This window comes from Erythrobacter sp. NE805, assembly GCF_046452355.1.
Lineage (GTDB): Bacteria > Pseudomonadota > Alphaproteobacteria > Sphingomonadales > Sphingomonadaceae > Erythrobacter.
Genome location: NZ_JBKFDI010000001.1, coordinates 1540691 through 1566256, shown reverse-complemented (window position 1 = coordinate 1566256; position 25566 = coordinate 1540691). Strand labels below are relative to the sequence as shown.

At 65.4% G+C, this 25566-nt stretch carries 26 protein-coding genes and 3 pseudogenes; 22 read left to right on the top strand and 7 right to left on the bottom strand.

What is annotated here, in order from left to right; genetic code table 11:
- Nucleotides 1–18 precede the first annotated feature (18 nt).
- A pseudogene (locus ACLBKU_RS07485) lies at nt 19–1162 on the bottom strand (IS3 family transposase).
- A gap of 97 nt (nt 1163–1259) precedes the next feature.
- Nucleotides 1260–1433 (bottom strand): hypothetical protein, encoded by a 174-nt coding sequence (locus ACLBKU_RS07480; protein ID WP_410178895.1) that lies wholly within the window; start codon nt 1431–1433, stop codon nt 1260–1262.
- A gap of 625 nt (nt 1434–2058) precedes the next feature.
- On the opposite strand from ACLBKU_RS07480, the gene ACLBKU_RS07475 reads away from it, so the two are divergent.
- Nucleotides 2059–3051, top strand: a complete 993-nt coding sequence (locus ACLBKU_RS07475) for a helix-turn-helix transcriptional regulator (RefSeq protein WP_410178894.1) — start codon at nt 2059–2061, stop codon at nt 3049–3051.
- 162 nt (nt 3052–3213) lie between these two features.
- Here the strand turns inward: ACLBKU_RS07475 and ACLBKU_RS07470 are convergent, their stop codons facing one another.
- Together ACLBKU_RS07470 and ACLBKU_RS07465 are read right to left on the bottom strand one after the other, a co-directional pair.
- Entirely contained in the window at nt 3214–3522 is a 309-nt protein-coding gene (locus ACLBKU_RS07470; protein ID WP_410178893.1) for an addiction module antidote protein, read from the bottom strand.
- A complete protein-coding gene (locus ACLBKU_RS07465) occupies nt 3522–4208 on the bottom strand; it encodes a type II toxin-antitoxin system RelE/ParE family toxin (RefSeq protein WP_410178892.1) in 687 nt (228 codons plus the stop codon). The genes ACLBKU_RS07470 and ACLBKU_RS07465 overlap by 1 nt, the downstream gene beginning before the upstream one ends.
- 28 nt (nt 4209–4236) lie before the next feature.
- Between ACLBKU_RS07465 and ACLBKU_RS07460 the strand changes: the two genes are divergently transcribed.
- Nucleotides 4237–4488, top strand: a complete 252-nt coding sequence (locus ACLBKU_RS07460) for a hypothetical protein (protein WP_410178891.1) — start codon at nt 4237–4239, stop codon at nt 4486–4488.
- 746 nt (nt 4489–5234) lie between these two features.
- Here ACLBKU_RS07460 and ACLBKU_RS07455 read toward each other — a convergent pair.
- Both ACLBKU_RS07455 and ACLBKU_RS07450 read right to left on the bottom strand, forming a co-directional pair.
- Complete coding sequence (locus ACLBKU_RS07455; protein WP_410178890.1) at nt 5235–6191, bottom strand: IS1595 family transposase; 957 nt, start codon at nt 6189–6191, stop codon at nt 5235–5237.
- A gap of 26 nt (nt 6192–6217) precedes the next feature.
- The gene (locus tag ACLBKU_RS07450) at nt 6218–7177 is read right to left on the bottom strand and encodes a hypothetical protein (protein ID WP_410178889.1); all 960 of its coding nucleotides are present in this window, start codon (nt 7175–7177) and stop codon (nt 6218–6220) included.
- A 502-nt stretch (nt 7178–7679) separates the two neighbouring features.
- Here ACLBKU_RS07450 and ACLBKU_RS07445 point away from each other — a divergent pair.
- The 18 genes and pseudogenes from ACLBKU_RS07445 to ACLBKU_RS07360 all read left to right on the top strand — a co-directional run.
- A pseudogene (locus ACLBKU_RS07445) lies at nt 7680–7806 on the top strand (zincin-like metallopeptidase domain-containing protein); the annotation flags it as partial.
- Nucleotides 7807–8462: 656 nt separating this feature from the next.
- Complete coding sequence (locus tag ACLBKU_RS07440; RefSeq protein WP_410178888.1) at nt 8463–9434, top strand: ArdC family protein; 972 nt, start codon at nt 8463–8465, stop codon at nt 9432–9434.
- The gene (locus ACLBKU_RS07435; protein ID WP_410178887.1) at nt 9431–9649 is read left to right on the top strand and encodes a hypothetical protein; all 219 of its coding nucleotides are present in this window, start codon (nt 9431–9433) and stop codon (nt 9647–9649) included. Before ACLBKU_RS07440 ends, ACLBKU_RS07435 begins: the two co-directional genes overlap by 4 nt.
- A gap of 16 nt (nt 9650–9665) precedes the next feature.
- On the top strand, nt 9666–10067 hold the full coding sequence (locus ACLBKU_RS07430) for a DUF2958 domain-containing protein (RefSeq protein ID WP_410178886.1): 402 nt from the start codon (nt 9666–9668) through the stop codon (nt 10065–10067).
- Between the two features lie 141 nt (nt 10068–10208).
- Nucleotides 10209–12035, top strand: a complete 1827-nt coding sequence (locus tag ACLBKU_RS07425; RefSeq protein ID WP_410178885.1) for a ParB/RepB/Spo0J family partition protein — start codon at nt 10209–10211, stop codon at nt 12033–12035.
- Between the two features lie 138 nt (nt 12036–12173).
- On the top strand, nt 12174–12797 hold the full coding sequence (locus ACLBKU_RS07420) for a hypothetical protein (protein WP_410178884.1): 624 nt from the start codon (nt 12174–12176) through the stop codon (nt 12795–12797).
- 449 nt (nt 12798–13246) lie between these two features.
- Nucleotides 13247–13570, top strand: coding sequence for a DUF736 domain-containing protein (locus tag ACLBKU_RS07415; RefSeq protein ID WP_410178883.1), 324 nt, complete (start codon nt 13247–13249; stop codon nt 13568–13570).
- A gap of 219 nt (nt 13571–13789) precedes the next feature.
- Nucleotides 13790–14062, top strand: a complete 273-nt coding sequence (locus ACLBKU_RS07410) for a helix-turn-helix transcriptional regulator (protein ID WP_410178882.1) — start codon at nt 13790–13792, stop codon at nt 14060–14062.
- 11 nt (nt 14063–14073) lie between these two features.
- Nucleotides 14074–14955: a replication initiator protein A gene (locus ACLBKU_RS07405; RefSeq protein ID WP_410178881.1), complete on the top strand. Its 882-nt coding sequence runs from the start codon at nt 14074–14076 to the stop codon at nt 14953–14955.
- Between the two features lie 191 nt (nt 14956–15146).
- Nucleotides 15147–15638: a DUF2840 domain-containing protein gene (locus ACLBKU_RS07400; protein WP_410179014.1), complete on the top strand. Its 492-nt coding sequence runs from the start codon at nt 15147–15149 to the stop codon at nt 15636–15638.
- Nucleotides 15635–16216 carry a conjugative transfer signal peptidase TraF gene (gene traF, locus ACLBKU_RS07395; RefSeq protein ID WP_410178880.1) on the top strand — a complete coding sequence of 194 codons (582 nt, stop codon included), beginning with the start codon at nt 15635–15637 and terminating at the stop codon, nt 16214–16216. Before ACLBKU_RS07400 ends, traF begins: the two co-directional genes overlap by 4 nt.
- The gene (locus ACLBKU_RS07390) at nt 16213–16545 is read left to right on the top strand and encodes a DUF736 domain-containing protein (RefSeq protein WP_410178879.1); all 333 of its coding nucleotides are present in this window, start codon (nt 16213–16215) and stop codon (nt 16543–16545) included. Before traF ends, ACLBKU_RS07390 begins: the two co-directional genes overlap by 4 nt.
- 4 nt (nt 16546–16549) lie before the next feature.
- On the top strand, nt 16550–17230 hold the full coding sequence (locus tag ACLBKU_RS07385; RefSeq protein WP_410178878.1) for a lytic transglycosylase domain-containing protein: 681 nt from the start codon (nt 16550–16552) through the stop codon (nt 17228–17230).
- A 238-nt stretch (nt 17231–17468) separates the two neighbouring features.
- Nucleotides 17469–19226, top strand: a complete 1758-nt coding sequence (locus tag ACLBKU_RS07380) for a relaxase/mobilization nuclease domain-containing protein (protein ID WP_410178877.1) — start codon at nt 17469–17471, stop codon at nt 19224–19226.
- Nucleotides 19227–19297: 71 nt separating this feature from the next.
- Complete coding sequence (locus tag ACLBKU_RS07375; RefSeq protein WP_410178876.1) at nt 19298–19729, top strand: antitoxin Xre-like helix-turn-helix domain-containing protein; 432 nt, start codon at nt 19298–19300, stop codon at nt 19727–19729.
- Nucleotides 19716–20417: an RES family NAD+ phosphorylase gene (locus tag ACLBKU_RS07370; RefSeq protein ID WP_410178875.1), complete on the top strand. Its 702-nt coding sequence runs from the start codon at nt 19716–19718 to the stop codon at nt 20415–20417. Before ACLBKU_RS07375 ends, ACLBKU_RS07370 begins: the two co-directional genes overlap by 14 nt.
- Before the next feature lie 98 nt (nt 20418–20515).
- Complete coding sequence (locus tag ACLBKU_RS07365) at nt 20516–22501, top strand: conjugal transfer protein TraG (RefSeq protein ID WP_410178874.1); 1986 nt, start codon at nt 20516–20518, stop codon at nt 22499–22501.
- Nucleotides 22498–22932, top strand: a complete 435-nt coding sequence (locus tag ACLBKU_RS07360) for a CopG family transcriptional regulator (protein ID WP_410178873.1) — start codon at nt 22498–22500, stop codon at nt 22930–22932. Before ACLBKU_RS07365 ends, ACLBKU_RS07360 begins: the two co-directional genes overlap by 4 nt.
- Nucleotides 22933–23071: 139 nt before the next feature.
- Here ACLBKU_RS07360 and ACLBKU_RS07355 read toward each other — a convergent pair.
- A pseudogene (locus ACLBKU_RS07355) lies at nt 23072–23173 on the bottom strand (hypothetical protein); the annotation flags it as partial.
- A 1028-nt stretch (nt 23174–24201) separates the two neighbouring features.
- Between ACLBKU_RS07355 and ACLBKU_RS07350 the strand changes: the two are divergent.
- Complete coding sequence (locus tag ACLBKU_RS07350) at nt 24202–24306, top strand: hypothetical protein (RefSeq protein ID WP_410179013.1); 105 nt, start codon at nt 24202–24204, stop codon at nt 24304–24306.
- An 85-nt stretch (nt 24307–24391) separates the two neighbouring features.
- Nucleotides 24392–25333: a HEPN domain-containing protein gene (locus ACLBKU_RS07345; RefSeq protein WP_410178872.1), complete on the top strand. Its 942-nt coding sequence runs from the start codon at nt 24392–24394 to the stop codon at nt 25331–25333.
- The last annotated feature ends 233 nt before the right edge of the window (nt 25334–25566 follow it).

The window sequence follows — 25566 nt, the reverse complement described above, 5'->3', positions numbered from 1 at the left end:
TCCCCTGATTGTTACCAGTCAGAGGTAGAGTCTCGCTCCTTCATGATGGTTGTTTGATTGGATGGCAACGTGTCTGGGGGCATGCCCCCAGACACGTTGGCCGGCGATCTCGGCGGGGGTCTTCCCGCCCAGTTTCGAGTGTGGCCTGACGGTGTTGTAATCGTGCCGCCAGGCGGCCAGCACGAACCGGGCATGGGACAGCGAGGTGAACAGGGTCTCGTTGAGGCATTCGTCGCGCAGTCGGCCGTTGAAGCTCTCGACGAAGCCGTTCTGCATCGGCTTGCCCGGTGCGATGTAGTGCCACTCGACCCGCCGCTCCTGTGACCAGCGCAGGATGGCCGACGAGGTCAGCTCGGTGCCGTTGTCGCTGACCACCGTGTGCGGCTTGCCGTGGCTGCCCATCAGGATGGTCAGTTCCCGCGCTACCCGAGCTCCGGACAGCGACGTATCAGCCACCAGCGCCAGGCACTCGCGCGTGAAGTCATCGACCACGCACAGGATACGGAAGCGCCGACCGCAGTTCAGGCTGTCGGAGACGAAGTCGAGCGACCAACGCTGGTTCGGGCCGTCCGGCAGCACCATCGGCCTGCGCGTGCCCAACGCCCGTTTCCGGCCACCACGGCGACGCACCCGCAGTCCTTCCTCGCGGTAGATGCGTAGCAGCTTCTTGTGGTTGGGTGTGATGCCCTCCCGAGCCAGCAGATAGCCCAGGCGGCGATAGCCGAACCGGCGACGCTCAGCCGCCAGCTCGCGCAGCCGTTGCCGCAGCGCTCCATCATCCGGCTTTGTCGGCTCGTAACGGATCACCCTGCGGCTCACACCAACCAGTTTGCACGCCCGACGCTCGCTCACCCCGTGATGCTCCCGGGCATGGGCGACGGCTTGGCGCAGGGCGTCACCATTTTTCTGATGCCAGATCCTTCAACACGGCATTGTCCAACATGGCCTCGGCCAACAACTTCTTCAGCCGCGAGTTCTCCTCCTCGAGCGACCGCAGCTGCCGGGCCTCGGACACTTCCAGCCCGCCGAACTTCGACTTCCACTTGTAGAACGTCGCAGAGCTGATCCCGTGACGGCGGCAGACCTCCGCCGTCGCCATGCCCGCTTCCTGCTCCTTCAAGATCGCAATGATCTGCTCTTCGGTGAACCTGCTTCGCTTCATATCCGTCCGACTCCTTGGCGTCAGACTCTACCAAAAAGCGGTCACATTTCAGGGGAGCACGTCACCGGCAACTCGTAGATCGATCGAGAGCCGAGCCTCACTGCAAAACAGCGGAATCCTTTGCGCGACGGAAGCCGTCGAGCATGCAACAGTGCGAACTCTCCGGAAGCTGATCCAGCGCCATCTGCACATAGGCTGCCGAGGTTATATGGCCTAGCGACACCAAGTCTTCGATGATCCCGGCCATCAACCGCTCGATGTCGTATCGCATGCCAGCAGAACCGCGTAGCGGCACTTTACGTTCCCGTGACAGGAACAGTACGTATTCTTTCGCACCGTTGGAAGGCTGGTGCGCAGCTCGCTGAACCGCATCGCGCTATTTCAGGCGAAAGAGAAGAAGCGAGCCTGCGGGAAAGCTGCGAGTCAGTTTCCCACGTGCCGCTGCGGCTTCATCACTCTCGAAGTGTCCCTCATAGACGGCCTGCGAAATGAACCGGCAGATCCCGGGATGCATGCGGCGGCCTCCCGCCCTTGAGCATCTTCTTACAAGGGCCCTTCCCGTATTCAGCGATAGGCCGCGGCTAGAGGGGATCGTCCGAGAGGATGATGACCTCGCGGACGCAACTAGCCGCGCCATTAGCGCCATGGACAACACGACCCTCGGCATCTTGGGCCCGCCCGGGACGGGAAAGACCTATGTCAGCGGCCTGTCGATTGTCGGTCTCGTGCGGTCGGGAAGGTCCCGCATTGCTTTGCCCTTCTCCTCGCGGTCACCCCGTGAAGCGCATCAGGTCCGTGGCCGAGAAGCGGAAGCTCCCTTCGATTAATTGTATGCAAAGCTCTTTACCATAAGCTATGCCCGTTCAGCATGACAAAACCTGTCATGGAGATTCTGAATGTCGTTCGCCAAGGCACAGGAGCTGTTGAAACTCGCGATGATGGCCACGCGTCGCAGTGGCGTGTCGCGCGACGAGATCATTGAAGAATTCGGCTGCGTCTATCGCACCGCGCAAAGGATGACCGAGGCGCTTGAGGCGGCATTTCCGCAGACCGAAACCACTGAAGGCGACAATCGCAGAAAGCGCTGGCATATTCCGGCCCGGCACGTAGCCGCGCTTCTGTCTCCTTCTCCGGAAGAACTGGCGGCTCTTTCAAGCGGCATCTCTCAACTTGAGCAAGCGGGCATGCTCCAAGAGGCCTCCCTCACCCGAAGCCTCGCCCAAAAGGTGCGCGCCCTGGTTCCCCCGGAAAAGGGGGCACGTCTTGCGGTCGACGAAGAGGCCATACTCGAAGCGCTGGGGCATGCAGCCCGGCCAGGCCCAAGGCCGGCCGCCATTCGAGAAGTGGACGCGGCGATCTATGAAGCCCTGAAAGGACCATTCCTGCTTCGCTTTCCGTACCAGAAGCGCGGGCAGGCAAAGCCCGTAGACCGGGTCGTTGCACCTCATGGTCTGCTTCTTGGTGTCCGCCGTTACCTTGTCGCTAGGGATACGGCCAAACCATCATCGGCCCCGCTCCAGCACTTCCGCGTTGAGGAAATCGCTGAAGCGGAAGTGCTCCCTCAGAGCTTCGAATTCGACGCGGGCTTCGATATCCGCCAGCATGCCGCACGCGGGTTTGGCTCATTCGAAGATTCCGCCGAATATAGCGACGTTGTCTGGCGCTTTGCGCCGGACGCGGCCGCCCATGCACGAGGATTCGTTTTCCACCCGACCCAGGTCGTGGAGGAAGAGCGAGATGGCTCGCTGCTCGTCCGCTTCAAGGCGTCAGGTCATCTCGAAATGTGCTGGCATCTCTATTCATGGGGCGATGCTGTTGAGGTTCTGCAGCCAGCCGAGCTGCGCGAGATGACCCAGGCATATCGGCGTCGTTTTGCGGCCTATCCCTAAGAGGACGAGCCCCATCAATTTCGGTCTTCGAGGCTCACAGTTTAGGATATTCGTGCTGCGCCAGCTTCTGATCAATTGCAGGTCGGGGGCTATGGCATACTGCGTTTCGCCGATCGCAGAACAGCACTTCGTACAGCGCGAGAAAGGTGCTCCTGTTAGGCCTCAGGCTGCCTCCAAGGCACCGTCAGCAAGGGCGACCGACAATCGAAGTCCCATGGCGGCAAGAATGGAGCGGATCGTCTCGAAGGACGGATTGCCCTCTTCCCCAAGGGCTTTGTAAATCCCTGCCCGCGTTATTCCACTGCGATTGGCGAGGTCGCTTACCCCGTGAGAGCGCGCCACATTGGAAAGGGCCGCACGTAGCTCTTCAGGGGTAGCGTCCTCCAGATAGGCATCCAGGTACGCGGCGATCGCTTCGGCACTGTTAAGATAGTCCGCTGAGTCAAAAACAGTCGTTTCGATCCTGGCCATCACTCAATCTCCTTTGCCAACTCCTTGGCTTCCTCAATGTCAGCGCTCTGCGTGGATTTATCACCGCCGCAAAGGAGGAGAACCAGCTCCTGTCCTCGCTGAACGAAATACACCCGGTATCCTGGCCCATAGAATATCCGCATCTCTGAGACGCCCTCACCCACCGGGCCGACGTCGCCGAGATTTCCAGCCTTGGCCCGATCAATCCGTTTCAGGATACGAGCGCGAGCCCTTTCGTCGCGCAGACCCGCAAGCCAAGTGGCGAAGCGGGTCGTTTGCCGAACCTCGAACATGTGCTTCCTATAGTTGACATTATTCTTTATGTCAACCATGGTTGACAGCGGACGATCCCCTAGTCGCCATTTAGCCCTTCGGAGCCAGAAAAGGCTGGGGGCGCTTATCGCCTCTCCCAAGCGAACATAAGCGGGTTTCCAGAGGACTTCAGAGCGAAGCCGCCAACTGATCGATGCGGCAGTCCGGTCAAGAACATCCGGCTGATCGTAGTAGCTGAGGTGCGGAGTGTCCCCGTCCCACAGCAGCGTCTTGCGGGTCGAAGGTATCGCCTCGAAATGCCGCCGAGCGGCGTCAGGCAGGAAGCTGTTGTCGCTGTGGATCAGCAGATAAGGCTTGGTAAGGGCCCGCGCAGCGCTGATTGATTCATAGGGCAGCAGGTCAGCATCGCTCATCACGGCATAGCGATTGTCCTACAGGCCCTTGTCGGCCCACACGCGATACCAAGGCGGCATTCTCGTATCAAGGCTCGGCATCGGCGACCCGGCGCGCGCTGCGGCAGCCGGGATACGCGCGAGCGGCACGGCCTGCGTGCCCGATGGCGGGCAATCGCAGCGGGTCGCGGCTCTGGTCGAGTCTGGCCAGATCACCACCTGCGTTGCCGAAACCGTTCCGATTGATCAAGCGGCAAGGGCGGACACCGTGAACCAGACGGGCTCGGTCAAGGGCAAGTAGTCGTCGTGACCTGAGACGGCGGACCGGCAGGATCATGGCGCCTCGCCAGCAGGGCTTTGGGGCGATTGGTTCGCGTGCAGGCATCATGAAAGCCGTTCGGGGAAGGCCTTCCCTTGCGCCGGAGCCGTGGCCTGCTCTCCGGCGACCCCTTAGGGCGGGGAAACCCCGCAACGCCCCCGGGAAGCGGAGCGGGGCTGATGGCGCGCTCTGTCCCGCAGGGCCTTGCGGCCCTGCTCCTAAGGGCGCGGCGTTGGACGCAATGAGCCCCGCGCGCTCTCCGCCTCCGGCCGGCATGAGCCAAGGGCCTGCCTGCCCGGCGACAGGGTCCCGCCGGAGCGTCCGGTCCCGATCATAATGCATGGTCTGCCTGCGGTCGGGGGGCGCATTGTTTGCTGGCGAAGCTCGCTGGTCGCTCGCCCTTCATGAGACTTTCGGGGGTCTGCGGACGGCGCGCGTGCGCGCCGGCATTGCTGGTGGAGGCCCTGCGCAAGTGGCGGGGTGGGCGGCGCTCCCGTCTGGGCACGCTCGGGCCAGCCGCAACCCGGCCCCTCAACCGGCCCCGCCCTGTCCGTCCCATCCGTCCCCCAAGACGGCAGGCGCGGGGCCAACCTTTCAGGAGAATGCGAAGGAGAATTCCCATGCAGATCGATCATATTCCACTTGGCCGGCTTTCGGTCGCCGCCATGAGCTTGCGGCACGGAAGCCCTTGCTGCATCTCGAGGGCAGTCTGGGCCACTCTCCGACACCTATTCGGCCAACGCTTCTGCCGCGGTCCGGATCGGCAGCGAAGTCTCGAGGTCGGCACGTCGCCAGTCAAATCGCCCCTCCAACTTCTTTATCCACGCAGGTGAGAGAGTGGGCCACGAAGCAATAATGTTCTCGAACACGCCGCCTTTCGAACGGCGTAAATTGTATCTCGCTTGAAATTCCGCCAGATACAGCCAGAGATTATGCGGTGCGACCTGCTGGTAGCCCCGAAAAGCCCGCCGCAGCGCCCCCCAGCACGAATCAATCTCGCATGTCGAGTAACCTTGCTCGTTGAAATAGCCCTTCGAATGGTTGACGGTGATATGCTTGAAGCCGAGTTGCTCCACTCCCCTATAAGCGGCCCAGTCGTCAGTGACGATCGTCGATCCCGGCCTGACATTCGCGACGATATTCGCGTGCAGAGTTGCCCGCTTTCTGTCGGCGACAATGCCCATCCTGACTTCGCCGTCACACGCGAACCCCTGCACGATGGTCGCTTCCAACTGCGCGCAGCCCGGCCGCCTAACATGCCGCAAGAGCACCTCGTCGGCCTCAACCAGTTTCCCCGCGCCGCCAATCATTCCGGTGTCCGTACTAGCTGCCATGTGGAGCCGGATAGAATTCGCCAGACGGTGAGCGGCTTTGGGGCTGAGAGCAAGCTGCTTGCGGAGAAATGATCCTCTAATACCGGTATTGGAGTTACAGAACAGAAATATGCAGTAAAAGACGACTGTGAGAGGAATATTCGTTCGATAAAATGGCGTATCTTTCATCACTGAAATATGTAGTCGGCAGTGATGCATGTATTTTTTGGTACTTTTTATTTTTGTCCACTTGCCCTGCCTTCCGCAACCCGGACACGCCGAGTTGCCGCCAAACTTGCTCTTGAACACCCAGTCGAGACACGCGTCTTCATCCGGAAAGGTGTTGCAGAACTCCAGGATGCCACCGCGCATCGCGCCCCTCGTTTTGATCGATCACACTATCTGAAGAAATTGCGCTGCTCGAGGGCTGTTACCTGAGCGGGACCCAGGGGAGGGAATCTGGCAACCATATCCCAGAATATGGACCCGGAACGATGCCGCCTGTTGTATCGAAATTCATACTCCTTGAAGTATTGCCATGCGTGGTCAAGCTGGACACCTTTGAACTGGTCGGCAAAGCTGAGATTGAGATATTGAAGAAACCCGTGAACACTCCTCTCAGTTTCCGACCGTCGCTCGAAGGAGGGGGAAAATTCGGCGATCGGTTTGTTCGATCCATAGTTCGAAAGCGCCTTGAAGGTGACGAAGCAGTCTGTGACGATTTTTGACTGTCGGTGACACTTGAGCGCAACGACCTTGCGAAGTTGCCTGGTTCGGGGTTGGGCGACGATCGTGCAATCGACCCGGCTGCCGTCGCATATTACGAGAACCATCGCGGCATTCTGCTTGTTCGCCCGGTCGTTGACGATTCTCCGGATCTTTGTCAGGCGCGTGGTCACGACACCTCCTGCAGATCCCAGTCTCTGGCCTGCATCGAGCGCGGCAAGATGCTGCCTGATCCGCGATCCGACCCGATAGGCTGTCGGCGCGGAGACGCCAAGTTCCTTTGCCAGAAATGGCGCCGGGATGCTCTCGTGAGAATTGGCGAAGTGAAGCATCGCGTAGAACCACAATTGCACTGGTATGCGTGATCGCTCGAGCAGGGTGCCCATCATCGGTGACACGATGCCGCCGCAGGGATGAAAATAGTGCTTTTGCCGGGCATGGCGTTGCCAACGGCCGCGTTGTCCGCAGCGCGGGCAATCCGGATTGCCGCCATCGTGCAGACTGAATACATGTGCAAGGCAGGCCGCGTCGTCCGGAAAGGCGGAGAAAAACTCCCGAAGACTGGTTCCGGCCTCGGCTGTCACAACGGACCTCCTGCCGGCCTTGTCTTTACCCAGATCGAAACTTGCCACGCTATCCACCAACAAGGGCCTCAGCCCGAAGCCGGTTGGCACGTAGCCCAGCTTATGCGGCGTTGGCTACGGCACGCTGCGGTCACCCCAAGGCCGGCAGTTCCTCGGCCGGGGTTTCGGGTGATCGGCAAGGCCGTCGGCGCGCCATTCCCGCCCGCCCCGCCTGTGCCCAACTCCCCCGACTCCAGGGATGGACCTCTCTACAAGGCGAGCAGAGCAGGCTATTTCTGGCGACTGCGTAGGCACGTGGGCGCATTTTCGTGAGCGAGTGTTCTCGTTGCCGGTCCATACCAACCGAAGAGTTTCAATATCAGCCTGTACTGTTCGGTAAGGGACCGGTGTTGGTGGGATGGCCATCACACCAAGGCCAACTGGTCGCTGGATCAAGTGCCCCAAAGCCTTCGAGGGCTGTCCCTCAGCGCGATCACGGCCAGTTCTTCACTTCGGCCCGAATGGTTGACTGAACCACAGGGTTCGTATCGCAAGGGGGCCAAAGCGCAGCCATCCCGCGCGGCTCGGGCGCGACCAGACCGGGCGGTTCGGTTCGGCAGCCTATGCCCGCGAGGAACTGGTGGCCGAGCTCGCAGCCGCGTTCCTGTGCGCCCGCGCTTGGCATCGAGCCGACCGTGTCGCAGTCTGTCTGCTGCCGTTTGGGGAGGGGGAATGCCTTCCCCTGCACCGGAGCCGGCTTTCCGTCTCCGGCGCCCCCTTCGAGCGGGGACACCCCGCAACGCCCCGGGAAGCGGAGCGGGGCTGATGACGCGCTCTGTCCCGCAGGGCCTTGCGGCCCTGCTCCTAAGAGCGCGGCGTTGGACGCAATGAGCCCCGCGCGCTCTCCGCCTCCGGCCGGCATGAGCAAAGGCCCGGCCTGCCCGGCGACAGGGTCCCGCCGGAGCGTCCGGTCCAGGTCATGATGCATGACCTGCCTGCGGTCGGGGGGCGCATTGTTGGCTGGCGCAGCTCGCTGGTCGCTCGCCTGTCATCACACATTGTGGGGGTCTGCGGACGGCGCGCATGCGCGCCGGCGTTGCTGGTCGAGGCCCTGCGCAAGCGGCGGGGTGGGCGGCGCTCCCGTCTGGGCACGGTCGGGCCAGCCGCAACCCGGCCCTGGCGGGACCGGGTCCTCCATTGGCATTGCGGTCCTTGCCGCACAGGCCCTGACGAAGCCCATTTGCGCGATGCGGATGCGGCTGTCCCGTCCGCGCCTTCCTGGTCGCTGTCACCGCCCACCCCGCCCCTTCCGCCGGGCCGGTGTGCGGAAGTTGGGCAGTCTGGGAGACGGATGATGGCGCGTGGCAGTGGCAAGGGCAGTGCGGGTGGCAGGGATGGGAGGGCGGCGCGCTGCGCCGCTGGCGCGCGCGAGACGCGCGGGTCGCTTTATGACGAGGTGACCGCGAGCATCGCCGCGCAGCTCGAGGAGGGGGTATTCCCGTGGGTCAGGCCGTGGAGCACAGCGCTCGCCGCGCCGGGCCTGCCGCGCAATGCGGTGACGGGTCGCGCCTATTCGGGGATCAATGTCCTGATCCTGTGGGGCGCGGTGATCGAGGGCGGTTACCCTTCGCAGGACTGGCTGACCTTCCGGCAGGCGCTCGCCGCTGGCGGGGCGGTGCGCAGGGGCGAGCGCGGGCGCACGGTGTTCTATGCCGACCGCTTCGTGCCGAAGGGCGAGCGCGAGCAGGCAGAGACCAGTGAGTTGGGCGAGGAGCCGCGCGGGATCGCCTTCCTCAAGCGCTTCACCGTGTTCAATGTCGCGCAGTGCGAGGGCCTGCCCGAAGGGCTGGTCAGCGCGCCCGCGCCGCTTCCCGCGCGCGAATTGCATGAGGCTGCCGAGGCGCTGATCGCGGCCACGGGTGCGAATGTCCGGATCGGTGGGGGCGAGGCCTTCTATGCGCCGAACGCCGACTATGTGCAGGTGCCCCCGCAGCCTGCCTTCCATCACCAGATCGATTACTACCGCACCGCGCTCCACGAGCTCGGCCACTGGACCGGTCACGCCTCGCGGCTCGGCCGCGACCAGACCGGACGCTTCGGTTCGGCCGCCTATGCCCGCGAGGAACTGGTCGCAGAACTGGCCTCGGCCTTCCTGTGCGCTGCGCTCGGCATCCAGCCGACCGTGCGCCATGCCGATTACCTCGGCAGCTGGCTGGCGGTGCTGCGCGCCGACAGCCGCGCGATCTTCCGCGCCGCCAGTCAGGCGAGCAGGGCGGCGGAGTTCCTGCTGCAGTTCCACGACGTTCACGAGGAGCAGGCGGCATGAGCGCGCCGGACGCACCCGTCAGCGGCCACGATGCCTTCGCCGTCGAGACCACCGAGGCCGGGCTGCAGACGCTGGTGCCCGGCGTGGTGCCGGTCACATTGGGCGACCGGCTCGCGGTGCTCGCCGCCGCGCCGCTGGTCCCGAAAAAGCGCCAGCGGCCTGCCGATCACGGGCTGTTCGACACCAACGCCCGCAACCAGCTCGAGATGTTCTGAAAGGAGGCTCCGCGCGATGGAACTGCTCACCCACGCCCTGCGCCAGCGCCTGCTGGCGAATGGCGCAAGCCCCGGCGACCACGTGCCACTCGTCAAGTTGTTCAATCCGCTCGGTGCGGCGACCTGGCTGATCACCGAGCTGGATGTGGACGGCGACACCCTGTTCGGGCTTGCCGACCTCGGCTTCGGCTGCCCCGAACTGGGCAGCGTGAGCCTCGCCGAACTGGTCGCGGTGCGCCTGCCGCTGGGTCTCGGCATTGAGCGCGACCTGTACTTTACCGCCCGCCATCCGCTGTCGGTCTTTGCGCATGCAGCGCGGGCGCAGGGCCACATCACCGAACACCCCGACCATCTCGCCCATGCCGCCGCTGCGCTGGCGCGCGCGCCGGCAGCGGGCCGGAGCCGTTCACCGCCGTAGGTACCCCCCCGACAGCGGATGAACCCCGGCGCGCCCGTGTCATGCGCGCGGGGACAACCGGCCCCGCCCTGTCCGTCCCCTCCGTCCCCCGGACGGCAGGCGCGGGGCCACCCTTTCAGGAGAATACGAAGGAGAATTATGATGCAGATCGACCATATTCCGCTCGGCCAGCTTTCGGTTGCCGCGATCAACATGCGGCGCGGGCGCAAGGCCCCCGATGTCAGCGACATCCTGCCCTCCATCAGGGCGCGCGGCGTGCTCTCGCCGCTGTTCGTCAGGGCGAATGGCAAGCCGGACAATTTCGAGATTCTCGCGGGCAAGCGGCGCTATTTCGCCAGCCTCGAGGCCGCGCGCGAGAGTGGCGAGGACCGCAGCCTGCCCTGCATCGTGCTGGGGCCGAGCGATGATGCCGAGGCACTCGAAATCTCGATGATCGAGAACCTGCTGCGCGAGGACCCCGACGAGGTGACGCAGTGGGAGAGCTTCACGCGGCTGGTCAAGGAAGGCCGGAGCGTCGAGGACATCGCCGCGACCTTCGCGCTCACCGAAATCAAGGTGAAGCGCATCCTCGCGCTCGGCCATCTCCTGCCCCGCATCCGCGAGGCCTACCGCAGCGAGGCCATCGATGCCGCCACCATCCGCCACCTGACGCTCGCCAGCAAGGCGCAGCAGGCGGCGTGGCTGGCGCTGTTCGAGGACGCCGAAGCCCATGCGCCGCGCGGCAGCCAATTGAAGGCATGGCTGTTCGGCGGCGCGTCGATCGCGACTTCGGTCGCGCTGTTCGACCTCAAATCCTACGCGGGCGACATCGTCACCGACCTGTTCGGCGAGGAAGGCTATTTTGCCGATGCCGATGCCTTCTGGGCCGCGCAGCTGGCGGCGGTCGAGGCGCGCAAGGCGGAATACCTCGCGGCAGGTTGGGCCGAAGTGGTGATCGTCCCCACCACCGCCCATTTCGCCAGCTGGGAATACGAGCGTGCCGCCAAACGCAAGGGCGGCAAGGTCTATATCCAGCTGCGCCGCGACGGCGAGGTGGTGTTCCACGAGGGGTTTGTCTCGCGGGCCGAAGCGGCTGCGGCGGCGCGCCGCGCGCGCGGCGAGGACGAAAACGCGAAGCCCGCGCGCCCCGAGATGACCGCGACGCTGGCGAGCTATGTCGACCTCCACCGCCATGCGGCGGTGGCAGCGCAGCTTGCCAGCGCGCCCGCGCTGGCGCTCCGGGTGATGGTCGCGCATGCGATTGCCGGATCGCCGCTGTGGAGCGTGCGCCCCGCCGATACCGCGAGCCGCAACCCGGATATCGCTGCCAGCCTTGCGGCTGCGCCCGCGACCATCGCCCTTTCGGATAAGCGCCGCGCGGTGCTGGCCCTGCTCGGGGTGGAGGAGGACCGCGCCAGCCTCACCCGGGACCGCTACGGCTGCGATCTGGTTCCGGTGCTCCACCGCCTGCTGGCGCTGACCGACGACGAGGTCATGCAGGTGCTGGCGCTGGTCATGGCGGAGACCCTCGCGGTCGGCAGCGAGGCGGTTGCCTATTGCGGCGAACACTGCGGGATCGACATGGCCGACCACTGGCAGGCCGACGCGGCCTTCCTCGGCCTCCTGCGCGACAGGGAAGTGATGCTGGCGATCCTCGCCGAGACCGGCGGCGCGGCGGTCGCCAGCGCCAATGCCAGCGAGAAGGGCGCGGTGATCAAGGGGCTGATCGCCGATCATCAGACCGGCGCGAATGACCGGACGAAATGCGATCGCTGGGTGCCGCGCTGGATGACCTTCCCACCCGCCGCCTATACCGAACGCGGCGGCGTGCCGATGGTGGCGACCGCACAGCGGGCGCGGTGGATGGTCGGGGACGAGCCGCCGACGGAGCAGGAAGGGAGCGGTGCACTCCCGTCCGCCGAGACGGCGGATGACGAGGTCGTGCCAGCGCAGGAGGTGGAACCGGACGGGGCAGCGCTCGCTGCCTGAGCGTGGTTGGCCGCCGCTGGAGGGAGGATTCGGGGGCGTTCCCCGCCCGCCCTCCATCCGGCGCAAGAGTCTGAAGGCTCTCAGCTTTCATGACCAGCGGGACTGGCGAACTCGCTGAAATGTCACTATTCCGGTGCGATGCACGAGCTGCCCGACATTGCGGCCATACGCATCATGGCGGCCCGCGAAGCGGTGGCTCGCCTCGGGCTGCTGAAGCCCGCCGCCGAGCCGACGATCGCGGCGCTGCTGGAGAACCTTGGCGGCGACCATCCACGCAGCGCCGTAACAACCTGGCGCAGGGCGGGCGAACAGCTGTCCGCCGAGGAGAAGCGAATGCTCGGGATCCGGGCGAATGCCTTCTTCAGCCGACAGGCTCTCGAGGAACTCTCCGACAAAGGGTTCGCCGACCCGCTGAAAGCACATGAAACGACGCTGTTGCGCGCCTCATTTGTCATGTTCCGGCATCGTGATGCGGCGATATACCGGAAGATCATGGCAGAGCATCCGAGGGTCCGGATGGCGGTGCGATACGACGCCTTTCATCATGATTCGTGCGATGTCTGCAAAAGCCTCCACGACAGGCCTGTCGGGGACGACTGGGCGCTGTTCGCACCGGTGGCTTGCACCTGCCCGACTGCGCCGCACAGCCTGCGCCTTGATGCCGACTGGCTCGGACCGGCCCTGGAGACGGGAGCACAAGAGCCGGAGCGCCCCGCGCCTTCGTTCCTCGGCATGGTACGGGCCTTCCTCGCGCGCGTCTGAAGTTCCGGGGCACCACCCGGCGGGCGGCGAGCAAAACCCATGGAAACAATCCGTGCCGCCGTCAGTTTTTCGGGAGCCGCGTGCCTTCGATGCACAGTGCGCATGCATTGATCCCTGCCCGGCCTGTCAGTCGGTGCGGAAACGGCCGTTGCCCGGACCTGTTCGTCCTGCCCCACGAGCCCGCCCCACCGCCCGCCTCGTCAATGGCCTGTCTGGCGGCGGACGGGCTTCGCCCTTGCGGGGCCTAGGGCGCAACGGCGCGGCCTTGCGGCTATTTTCCGCCGGGCGCGACTGCGCCCTTTGCATCGCGAGGCAAAATAGCCGCTGGCCGCTGCCGTCCTCCGTTGCGCTGCGGTCCCTTGCAGGGATGCGCCGTCCCCGCACAGCCGCCTGTGCATGGCCATCGAGGCTGCGATGGGCGCAGGCTCGAAAGGACAAGGAACTGTACAATGGCCAACATCGGTAACTTCACCCGCACCGCCAACGGCTTCAAGGGCGAGATCGTCACCATGAGCGTGCAGCAGAAGAACGTGCGCATCATCGTCGAAAGCGACCAGACGAACGAGAACGCTCCCTCGCACCGGGTCTTCGTCGGCCGCGCCGAGATCGGTGCCGCCTGGAAGAAGCAGAGCCAGGAAGGCCGCGACTACCTCTCGGTCAAGCTCGACGATCCGAGCTTCTCAGGCCCGATCTACGCCAACCTCTTCGCCGAGGAAGACGGCGAGAACTTCAGCCTGGTGTGGACCCGCGCCCGCAAGGCGACCGGCGAGTAAGCCGACCACGCCCCGCCCGGTACCGCCGGGCGGGGCTTTTCCGGCGGGCGCGCCACTCCCCGGTGCCGGGCATCGGGCGATGGCACCGAGCCCAAGGGAAGGGGCGACAATCGCGCCGCGTGAATTCTGTCGCTCCTCCCTTACCGCTCCGATCCGCCATCCCTCTCCGCAGCGAGCGGCCCTGCGCCGCAGTCATCCTCGCCTTCGCGGAGATCCTCCATGACCGCCATTCCCGCGCCTATCCGCCCACGCTATCTGAGGACGCCCGATGCCGCCGTGCATCTCGGGCTCTCGCCGCGCACGCTTGAGAAGCACCGCTGCTACGGTACCGGGCCCGTCTATCACAAGCTTGGCGGGCGGATCGTCTACCAGATCGATGACCTCGACGAGTGGGCCCAGCAAGGCTTGCGGCGCTCGACCAGCGATCCGGGCAAGGGCGTCGTCCATCCCGCCAGGCGGATCGATGGCTACACCCCTCCGGTCCGGCGCTGAAGGACCGGGCGATGGAGCGCCGCGCCGCCTTCGATGAAGCCTCGAGCCAGCTCGACCTGTTTGTCGGAGCGGGCGGCGCCATCGCCGCACGCGATGCGCAGGACCTGATGGCCTGGCCCTTCTTCAGTCTTGCCAAGCGCAAGCGCGTGAGGCCCATCGATTTTCGCATGGGCGAGGTCACGATCCTCGTCGAGGCCACGGCCGAGCATGGCATGGCGACAATCTGGGATGCCGATGTGCTGATCTGGATCGCCAGCCAGATCGTCGAGGCGCGCGATGCCGGGCGGCCGACGTCGCGGCTGATCGCGGCCACCCCGCACGAGATCATGCGCTTCACGCAGCGCAGTACCGGCAAGGTCGGCTATGAACGGCTCAAGGCCGCGCTCGACCGGCTGCAGTCGACCAGCATCGCCACCTCGATCCGGCAGGCGAGCTCCCGGCGGCGGCACCGCTTCTCCTGGATCAACGAATGGCGCGAGCGCCTCGATGGCAGGGGCCGCGCGATGGGGATCGAGATGATCATTCCCGACTGGTTTTATGAGGGCGTGCTCGACCGCGCGCTCGTGCTGACCATCGATCCGGCCTATTTCCGTCTCACCGGGGGGCTTGAACGCTGGCTCTACCGCATCGTGCGCAAGCATGGCGGCCGCCAGACAAACGGGTGGAGCTTCGATATCGAGCACCTCTGGCTGAAGTCAGGCTCGCTCTCGCCCTGCAAGCGCTTTGCCTTCGAGGTCCGCGGCATCGTGCGGCGCCAGTCACTGCCCGGCTACACCCTGAGCCTTGACCGTCCGCTGGGCCGCGAGCGGCTGAATTTCGTCGCGATCCCGGTCGACGCCTTCACTGCAGCCATGCGCCGGATCGGCATGCGCCCTGTGGACAAGTCTGTGTGATGTTCGGTCCATCAGGAACCCGGTCACTCGGTCCATCAGGAACCGGAAGTTCGGTCCATCGGGAACCGGAATCGGGCACAGCATGCTGGAATCGCGGCGCAAATCCGGCCTGTAACCATCCTAACAGGGAATCCTTCGGATTCCTGCTAACGCCGCAGCGCCTGTGCGAAGCCGGCCCGCCGTTGCCGCCGGTGACGCCGCAGCGCACAAGCCAGAACGACCCGCCGCTCACCCATGTGACGCTGGTCTGGCGACAGGGTGTGCAGGAGGACTGGCTACGGTTCGGCAAACCGGTAGCGGAGCGCATCATCGATCGCCGCTCCCGCATCGAAAGCTATGCGCCGGGCCAGGTCTTCGCTCTCGTGCGCTGGGCGTCCAACGCCTATGGCACGCAGCGCTCGCAGCTCGTGATCGTGCGCGCGGTCGGCCACGGGGACGCTTTCAGCACGCTCCCGCAGGTCGATCCGGGCGGCGAGATCCTGCTGTCGGCACGTGGGTGGCCGAAGGTCCGCGCGGCCTTCGGGCTGATCGATGCCATCGAACAGTCGGGTTTCGACCCGTGCGACGTCGCGCCCGAGCACTGGCGGCACATGCACAATCGGCTAACGGTCGGCATGCCGGTGCGGCCCTATGACCAGCGCCGGCACAGGGCCTGGTGTCTGCGCAGGCGGCTGTCATCATGAAGCGGCGCACGATCCTCATCGCCGGCACAGCCGCTGCAGCTGCCCTGGCGAGCGCCGCTCTGCCGGTGTCGCGCGTGCTGGTCTGGAACGCCACGGCGAGCGTGCCGACCGGACTCTATCACATCCGCGGAACAGCCAGCCTGCATGTCGGCGAGCGGGTGGCGATCGATCCGCCCCCGCATCTTCAGCGCTTCCTTGCGGCGCGCGGCTATCTGCCGACCGGCATGCCATTGCTGAAAGAGATCGCCGGGCTGCCCGGCGACAGGGTCTGTCGCACCGGGGCCAGCATCACGATCAATGGCGAGCCCGTCGGCACGGCGCGCACCCATGACAGTCGCGGTCGTGCGCTGCCTGCATGGAATGGCTGTCGGGTCATTGCCGCCGATACAATCTTCGTGATGAACCGGCGCGCAGCGGACAGTTTCGACGGGCGCTATTTCGGACCCTTGCCCGCTGCCCGGCTGATCGGCCGCGCGAGCCCGGTCTGGACCGATGAGACGGGCGACGGCGAGCGCGTCTGGTTCGCCCGGCCAACCCTTTCCGAACCTGCCAACCCTACCGAGGAGACCCAACCGTGACCTGTATCGGCACCTTCAAAACCACCCGCGACGGCTATTCAGGGCGTCTGCAGACCCTGACGATTGACCGCGCGCTCACCCTCGTTCCGTCGGAGCATGCCGACGCGGAGAGCGCCCCGGACTACCGCATTCTGGCAGGCGAGGGCGAGGATCTCTTCGAAGTGGGAGCGGGCTGGAAGCGCACCGGCGACAAGGCGGGCGCCTATGTCGCGGTGCTGATCGATGATCCGGCGCTGGTGCAGCCGCTGCGTGCCAACCTGTTCCGCTCGGACGGGGGCGCGCATGTCCTGATGTGGTCGCGTGGGACCCGCCGCGACGCGAAAGACTGACTCAGTGACGTCGCGCCGACTTTCGATCGCGCTGGCCTGCGCGCTGATCCTGCCGCTGGCCGATGCCGGGCATGCGCAGGCCGCGAGCACCCCCGCGCCCATCTCCGACATCGACATTGCGCCGCATGTCCGAGAAGCCGCGCAGCGCTTCGGCGTGCCGGAAAACTGGATTCATGCCGTGATCCGGACCGAGAGTGCAGGCCGCGTCCGCGCGGTCTCTTCGGCGGGCGCCATGGGCCTTATGCAGCTGATGCCCGGGACCTGGGCACGCCAGCGCGCGCGCCTGATGCTGGGGACCGATCCGTTCGATCCGCGCGACAACATCCTGGCGGGCACCGCGTACCTGCGCGAAATGTACGACCGCTACGGCGCCATTGGCTTTCTTGCGGCCTATAATGCCGGGCCGGGCCGCTATGAGGAATGGCGCGACAGGGGCCGCCCACTGCCGCTCGAAACCCGCCGCTATGTCGCTTCGGTTGCAGCGCTGCTGCAAGGCGGGAGCGTCACGGTTGCAGCGGCCATGCAGCCGGCGGGGAACATGCCGCCACGTTTGCCGCGTGAAGATCTGCAGCCTGAGCCAGTCTCAGGCGACGGCAACCGGCAGTCCCAGGCCAACCCCTTTGCCCGTCCTGCTGCACCCGGGCACGACCTGTTTGCGCCCGTCCGGACGACAGGAGACGAGTGACATGTGGTCCGATGCAGGCCCTTCCCACCTGGTCGTCCGGCGAGGTCCGGGAGAGCGGGAAGGCGATGAGGAAGGAAGGTGGGGGGATGGCAAGATTAAAGCACCGCCGCCGCGTGGGGTGCAGGTGGCTGGATTTGTTGGGGAATCGGCGCCGTCAGCGGCGGCCCGCCGCCATCGCAGCGGCCGAATTGTCCAACGAATTCAGCGCCGGATGCGCTGGCAGCAGCACTTCTGAGCCGTGGCGGACGATGAATTCACGATCAGGCCGGGACGCGTCGGCGACCGGGGCGGGCAGGGCTATCGCAGGGCCACAAGCCTGGTCGGACGCGTCCAGCAGATCGCGAGGAAAGGCGGGAATGCCCGGCACGGAGCGCGTCAGAGGCCGCGCCGCACTACCACCCGCCGCGCCCGTGGCGGACGCGCGGCCCTTGGGAGTCGGCAGGCGCGCTATAGCCGCCGGGTCATCGTCAAGGCGCGGATTGTCCGGCATCGCGGCACCCGCTTCCGTTCGGCGCCGCTCGCGCGGCACATCGCCTATCTCGAGCGCGACGGCGTCACCCGGGATGGAAGCGACGGAATCATGTTCGACGCGCGCGGTGACGCAGCCAACACGACGCGCTTTGCCGGGCGCTGCGAGAGCGACCGGCACCACTTCCGCTTCATGGTCTCGCCGGAGGATGCGGCCGAGCTCGCCGACATCAGGACCTTCACCCGCGAGCTGATGGCCGACATGGCGCGCGACTGCGGCACGGCGCTCGACTGGGTGGCGATCGATCATTGGAACACAGCCAGCCCCCACGTCCACATCCTGGTGCGCGGTGTGGCCGATGACGGGAGCGACCTCGTGATTGATCGCAGCTACATCACCCGTGGTCTGCGGGGCCGCGCGCAGGAGCGCGTCACGCTGGAGCTTGGGCCGCGCAGCGAACGTGACATCGATGCCGCGCTGCGCCGCGAGATCGGTGCCGAGCGGTGGACCGGGTTGGACCAGCAATTGCGGCGCATCGCCGGGCCCGAGGGCCTGATCGATCTGCGGCCTGATGCGGCGGCATCGAGCCAGCGCGACCGGACCTTTCTGATTGCCCGGGCCAAGATGCTCGAACGCATGGGGCTCGCCGAGCCGGCGGGCCCCGCGACATGGCACCTGTCCCCGCGTGCCGAGGCGACGCTGCGCGAACTCGGCGAGCGTGGCGACATCATCAGGACCATGCACCGCGCCATGGCGGCGCAGGATCGCGAGCTGGCGCCCGACCGGTTGGTGCTCGGCGCCCCGCAGCCCGATGCTGTCGGGGGAGGAGCCATCGAGGGGCGGCTGATCGCGCGCGGGCTGCACGATGAGCTCACCGGCGAGGCTTTCGCGATCGTCGATGCAACCGACGGACGGACGCATTACCTGCGCTTCCCCGATATCGAGCGCACCGGCGATGCGGCACCCGGCGCAATCGTCGCGCTGGGTCGCTGGACCGACCGGAACGGGCGCGCGCAGGAAGGGCTGTTGGTCCGTTCCGATCTTTCCCTTGACCAGCAGATCGGAGCCCGGGGCGCCACCTGGCTCGACCGCAGGATGATGGCTCCTACCCAAACGGCGCCGGCCCGCGGATTTGGGGCAGAACTGGACGCGGCGATCGGGCAGCGCCGTGACTGGCTTGTCGAGCAGGGATTGGCCACGCGGCAGGGCCAGAGGGTAGTCTTCAGCCGCAATCTGCTTGATCGGCTGCGCGCTGACGAGATCGCGCAGGCAACGACCGCGATCGCCGGGCGCTACGGGATCGAACCACGGCCCGCAACTGAGGGCGGCATAGTCTCAGGGGTCTATCGGGAACGGATCGCGCTCGCGTCGGGACGGTACGCCGTGATCGAGGATGGGCGCGGCTTCCAGCTGGTGCCTTGGCGACAGGATCTCGACCGCCATCTGGGCGCGGCGGTCTCGGGGCGGATCAACGGGCGCGGCGGGGTCGACTGGAGCCTCGGGCGCAAGCGGGGACCAGCGCTGTGAGGCATCATAGCGAAACCGGCAAACTTGAACTCGTGTCGCATGATGCTTATAGTCGCATCAGGAGACGCGATATGGCAACCACCGCTTTTGGCTATGCAGGGGTTCCTCAGGGGCTTCAGACCTTCGCCGAGGATACAGATCGGCAGCGCCTCACAGCTGCGGCCGTCAAGGCGGTGCTTCGTCTCACCGGGGCCTGGAACACCAGCAATGCGGAAGGGGCGGCGCTGCTCGGCGTGTCAGAAAGCACCTGGGACCGGATGAAGGCGGGCCGCTGGGAAGGCGTGCTCAGCCAGGACCAGCTCACCCGGGCCTCGGCGCTGATCGGGATCTACAAGGGGCTCCACCTGCTTTTCGCCAACGACCTTGCCGATCGCTGGCCCAGGCTGGAGAACCGTGCGCCGGTGTTCGGCAAGCGCTCGCCGATCCGCGCGATGATCGAGGGCGGCATTCCGCGCATGCTCGAAACCCGCCAGTATATCGACGCGCTCCGTGGCGGGCTCTGATCTGGCGGGCGATCTCCCGCTCGTCCGCGAGGCCTTCGAACGCACCATCCGCCTCGTGTCGAGCGCGCGGCTGCGCGAGGCGGTGCTTGCTCCGCTCGCCGATACGGCTGAGGAAGAAGCCCTGCTCGCCCAGATCGAGGGGGCGACCAGCAACCGGCTGATCGCCGAGGAGCGCGGCCTGGCAGGGCTTGCCGCTGATGAGCTGGTTCACGGCGTTCCCCATGCGAAGTTCATCAATGCCAGCTTCGCCTATGCCAAGCCCCGCCAACCCTCGCGCTTCAATCCGGCGGAACGCGGCGCCTGGTACGCCGCGCTCGACGTCGCAACCTGCCTCGCTGAAGTCGGCTTTCATCTCACCCGGGCGCTTGCTGATGCCGGCAATTTCGACGCGGTGGTCGAATATGGCGAGATGATCGCGAGCATGTCGGGGGTCTTCGTCGATCTGCGCCGGGAGCCGGGCCACCCTGCGCTCAGTCCCGACCCGGCGGCCGGCTATCCCGCCGGCAACGCCCTCGCCTCGCGCGCGCGCGCCGAGGGACACAACGGGATCATCTACCCTTCCGTCAGGCATGCAAGGGGCACCTGCATTGCGGCGCTGTGGCCCAACGTCGTGCAATCGGTCGTCCAGGGTGCGATGTACCGCCTGACCTGGGCAGGCGATCCGGCCTTTGTTGTCGAGGCGCTTTAGCCCGCGCCTTTCCGTTACTTCGCTGCGTTACGACCGGGCCTATTCAGCCTTGTCACTGGCGGCGACCAGGCCTTCCTTTGCCCCGAAAGGAGAGGTCGATGTCAGCGACGAGGATCCTGTGGGGGCAGATATTCGCTGTGTTCGCCATCGCGATCGGCGGCGTCTGGGCGGCAACCCAGTGGACCGCCGCCGCGCTGGCCTACCAGCCCGAGCTCGGCAGCGCGTGGTTCATCGCCCTCGGCAGGCCGGTCTATCCGCCCTGGTCGATCTTCTGGTGGTGGTTCAGCTACGAGGCCTATGCGCCGCGCATCTTCGAGACCGGCGGGATCATCGCGGCTTCGGGCGGGCTCATCTCCGTGATCGCGGCGATCGCCATGTCGGTCTGGCGCGCGCGCGAGGCGAAGAGCAGCGCCACCTATGGCTCGGCGCGCTGGGCGACCCGTGCCGATGTCGCTGCGGCCGGACTGCTGGCAGGACGCGGCGTTGTCATTGGCCGCCTCGCCAATCTCTATCTGCGCCACGACGGTCCCGAGCATGTGCTGTGCTTCGCACCGACCCGCAGCGGCAAGGGGGTTGGACTTGTCGTCCCGACGCTCCTGACCTGGCCGCACTCGGCGATCGTCCACGACATCAAGGGCGAGAACTGGGGCCTCACCGCGGGCTTCCGCTCGCGGTTTGGCCGGGTGCTGCGCTTCGATCCGACCTCGGCGGACTCGGCCGCCTACAATCCGCTCGCCGAGGTCCGCCGCGGCATCAACGAGGTGCGCGACGTCCAGAACATCGCCGATGTCCTCGTCGATCCGGAAGGCTCGCTGGAACGCCGCAACCACTGGGAAAAGACCAGCCATGCTCTGCTGGTCGGGGCTATCCTCCATGTGCTCTATGCGGAAGCCGACAAGACCCTCGCAGGCGTGGCAGCGTTCCTGTCCGATCCCTCGCGCACGATCGAGGCGACCCTCGATGCGATGATGCGCACGCCGCATCTCGGGGATGACGGGGTTCACCCGGTAGTCGCGAGCGCAGCGCGCGAACTCCTCAACAAGTCGGACAACGAACGCTCGGGCGTGCTCTCGACCGCGATGTCGTTCCTTGGCCTCTACCGTGATCCTGTTATCGCCGCGGTCACGCGGCGCTGCGACTGGCGCATTGCCGATCTTGTCGATCCGCGCACGCCGGTTACGCTCTATCTCGTCGTCCCGCCGTCCGACATCAGCCGCACCAAGCCGCTGATCCGGCTGATCCTCAACCAGCTCGGTCGGCGCCTGACCGAGGACCTTTCCGCCGGAGCCGACCGCCAGCGTCTGCTGCTGATGCTCGACGAATTTCCGGCGCTGGGGCGCCTCGATTTTTTCGAGAGCGCGCTGGCCTTCATGGCAGGCTACGGGATCAAGGCCTTCCTGATCGCCCAGTCGCTGAACCAGATCGAGAAAGCCTATGGGCCCAACAACGCGATCCTCGACAATTGTCATGTCCGCGTCTGCTTTGCGACCAACGACGAGCGCACCGCCAAGCGGATCTCGGATTCCCTCGGCACAGCGACCGAGCTGCGCGCGATGAAGAACTACGCCGGGCATCGGCTCTCGCCCTGGCTCGGGCATCTGATGGTATCGCGCACCGAAACCGCGCGCGCCCTGCTGACCCAGGGCGAGATCATGCAGCTGCCCGACACAGACGAGATTGTCATGCTTGCGGGGGCGCATCCGGTAAGGGCAAAGAAGGTGCGCTACTACGCCGATCCGCGGCTTGCCGGACGGGTGCTTGCGCCGCTAGAAGGCACCAAGACCATTGAAGCAAAGCCATCGGGTGACTGGGACGAGTGCCTTGTAACCCCGTCGGCTAGCCGTACCTCTGATAGACCCATGACCGTGGAGAACGAGGACGAAGGTGAGGGCGGCATTCGCCGCGAGCCCGAGATCCCCGAGCACGAGGACATTGCTCCCGCACAGTCGGTGATCCGCAACGAGTTCGCATTCGACGATGGCGACGACGAGTACACGGCAGCCCGCAATCGGCGCTTGGCCGGTCAGGTGCAGGACAATGCGCGGCGGGCAGCGCTTGATCCGGGCGACGGGATCGACCTGTGACAAGAGGCAACCGGATAAAGCATACCTTCCGCCTGCCCCCGCAGCTCTCACGCCAGCTCGCCGACCATGCGGGACGCGGGCGCGTCTCGCAGGCTGCGGTCGTCGAGGCGGCGCTCGCATCCTTCCTCTCGCCCGACGGCTCCGAGCGGCTCGAGGCCGCGTTCAGCCGCAGGCTTGACCGGATATCCCGCCAGCTCGACCGATTGAGCTATCATGTCGATGTCGGGAATGAGGCCTTCGCGCTATACCTGCGGCGCTGGCTCGCGGTGACCGCCGCATCATCGGGCACAGAGACGGCCGCAGCGCGCGCCGAGGTCGAGAAGCGCTTTGCCTTCTTCATCGAGGCGCTTGCGCAGCGTATGGACACGGGCCGGCTCCTTCATGACGAGCTGGTGCGCGGCGAGGAAACCGCTCGGCTGATGCGGCGATGAGTCGAATAGTTCTGCCGTGGCGCGCATGTAGACCATCTGGGATCGACCCTCGATGGCTTGGAACGGCCGGATTTCGTAGACGGGTCGGTGCGAAATGGTTACCGCCCAAACTGGGCGGACATGCTGGGAACGGTATGGATTAGACGCGGCGCCGATCCAAGGGATCGTCGCTGCGGGTCACGAGGTTCAGCTCCTCGAGAGCGCGGATCCAGCGCAGGCCGGTGGTTGCCGGGAAACGCGCGACGAGGCAGACCCCGTGATGGAGGTTTCGCGGCCGAGCTCCTCCTGTCGGTAGAGGTCAAGCAGGATCTCCCACGAGGGGCTTGCGGAGAAATCCGGTAATTCGAACAATTCGTCGACCCGGACCTCGGGCAGAAGAAGTCTGGCGAACAGATCGGCAATCACCGACCTGTGCGCCGCGCCCGTCACCGGATTGCTGTATTAGGATCGTATTTCGCTCAGCAGGCCGGAAATCGTATCCAGCACACTCAGCACATCATCGACCAAGGGATCGCGCGTTGCGATCGGTGCACCTCGAAGAGTTGCAAGTTTCATCTCATCCTGGAAATAGAAGCCACGACAGTCCCTCCCCCGCGCCTAATGGAGGTGCACTACGCGACGTCGGGGCGGCTTGCAGCAGGGTGATCGCTCAACTTGGGGGGTGCAGCGACCGGAACGGTTGTCTCAGTCCCAGTCTTCGTTCCTGGCGATCCCCGGGGCGTGGTTGACCGCGAAGTCACGACCCGTGCTGCGACCGGTGTAGATGCCGATGCCGAGCTCGTGCTCGCAAGCGGCGATGAGCGCTCTAGCTGCGGATTGCGGTCACGGATCTTGGCCACGCCCCCCGTCTCGGAGCGCGTGGTCCGGTAACCGGACATGTCGCATCGAATTGGCGTCTGGCCGTCTGCTCAAGCTTCTGCCAGCGCTCGACGAAACTGCTCGGTGCGGCGCCGCGGTTTGGTGCGCAGCTAGGTCTCGAGCTGCCGCGCTTGCACGGCGCGCCGCACCCGGCCGGTGACCGCCTCGCGGGCGAGTTCCGGCCTTTTCTTTTAAGCGGCTTCGGCGTCGTACGAGCCGTAGGGGCGCACCATTTATACCGCGCTCGTCGGTGACATACTCGAAGGCCGAGCCTGCTCGCCAAAAAGGATCAGACCGCGCTCCGCGGCGTGCGCCAGCGCCGCGTCGCGGCCTTGCGCGAGTGGCAGATCATGCGACGGATTCGCATGAGGCGACGCATCGAAACTTTGCGGTCTCGTCCAGAAGGCTGGGCTGATCGAGCTCACCGATGATGAACGGCCCGTGCTGCTGGGCGCGTTCCTCGCCATTGCCGCCAAGTTGCAGGGCGAGGAACGCGAACAGATGCTGGCCTTGTAGCGACGTCGCCGGAAACGCGCCTTCGAACAAAGCGAGTAAGAACAAAGGTGCACCGCGAGTCCGCGCCTGCTACACTCCTGTGACCATGCGCACCGACCTCGATCATCTGCCCCCGCAAAAGCAGCGCGAGCTTGAGCGCGTGGTGCAGCTGATCTTCGAGGAGTTCGACGACGCCTTCGCGCTCGCCAAGCACGAGTGGAAGAAAGCCGGACGCATTCTAAAGGTGATCCTCTACGGGAGCTATGCGCGCGGCACCTGGGTCGACGAGCCGCACACCGCCAAGGGCTACCAGTCGGACTTCGATCTTCTCATCATCGTCAGCGACAAGCGGCTTACCGACCGGGTGAAATACTGGTCCAAGCTCGATGACCGGCTGATGCGCGAGTATGGCCTTACCGGAACGCTGCGCACGCCGGTCAACTTCATCGTCCACACGCTGCAGGAGGTGAACGACGGCCTCGCCCATGGCCGCTATTTCTTCATGGATGTGAAGGCCGAAGGGATCGCGGTCTACCAGTCCGACGATACCGAGCTCCACACGCCCAAGCCCAAGACGCCAACGCAGGCGCTTGCCATGGCGCAGGAGTATCTCGAGGAGTGGTTTCCGAGCTCGCTGGTCTACCTGAACACCGCCCGTGGGTTGGTGGCAGAAGGGCGCACCAAGGAGCCAGCCTTCATCCTGCACCAGTCATGCGAAAGGCTGTACCACACAGTGCTGTTGGTGTGCACATTCTACACCCCGCACGTGCACAACCTCGGCTTCTTGCGCACTCAGGCTGAGCGGATTGATCCGCGCCTTACCTACGTTTGGCCGCGCGATAACAAGCGCGATCGCGCGCGGTTCGAGAAGCTCAAGGACGCCTATGTCAAAGCGCGCTACTCGAAGCACTACCGGGTGACCAAGGAAGAGCTCGAATGGCTTGGTGCACAGGTCGAGGAACTTGGCCGCGTCGTGCACGAGGTGTGCTCGGAGCGGATCGAAAAGCTCAAAGCGGACGCGAAGGCGAAGCGCGACAAGGTTCGCTGATCAAGTTTCGCAGGGATGGACGCGTCAGCCGAAGCTGTTGCCTTATCGAACGATCGCCCTGCGATATCGCGCCGCCTGCGCCTCAGCCTCATTTCAGAAATAGGCCTCGGCGCGGGTCGTATCGTAGTGGGGCATGCCAGGCAATTGATCGATCCAGTCGCCGCGCCGGGTTCACTTGCCCGTGCTAAGGTACTTTGTGGTCACAGTGAAACTGAGCGATTCTTATCTTGTCT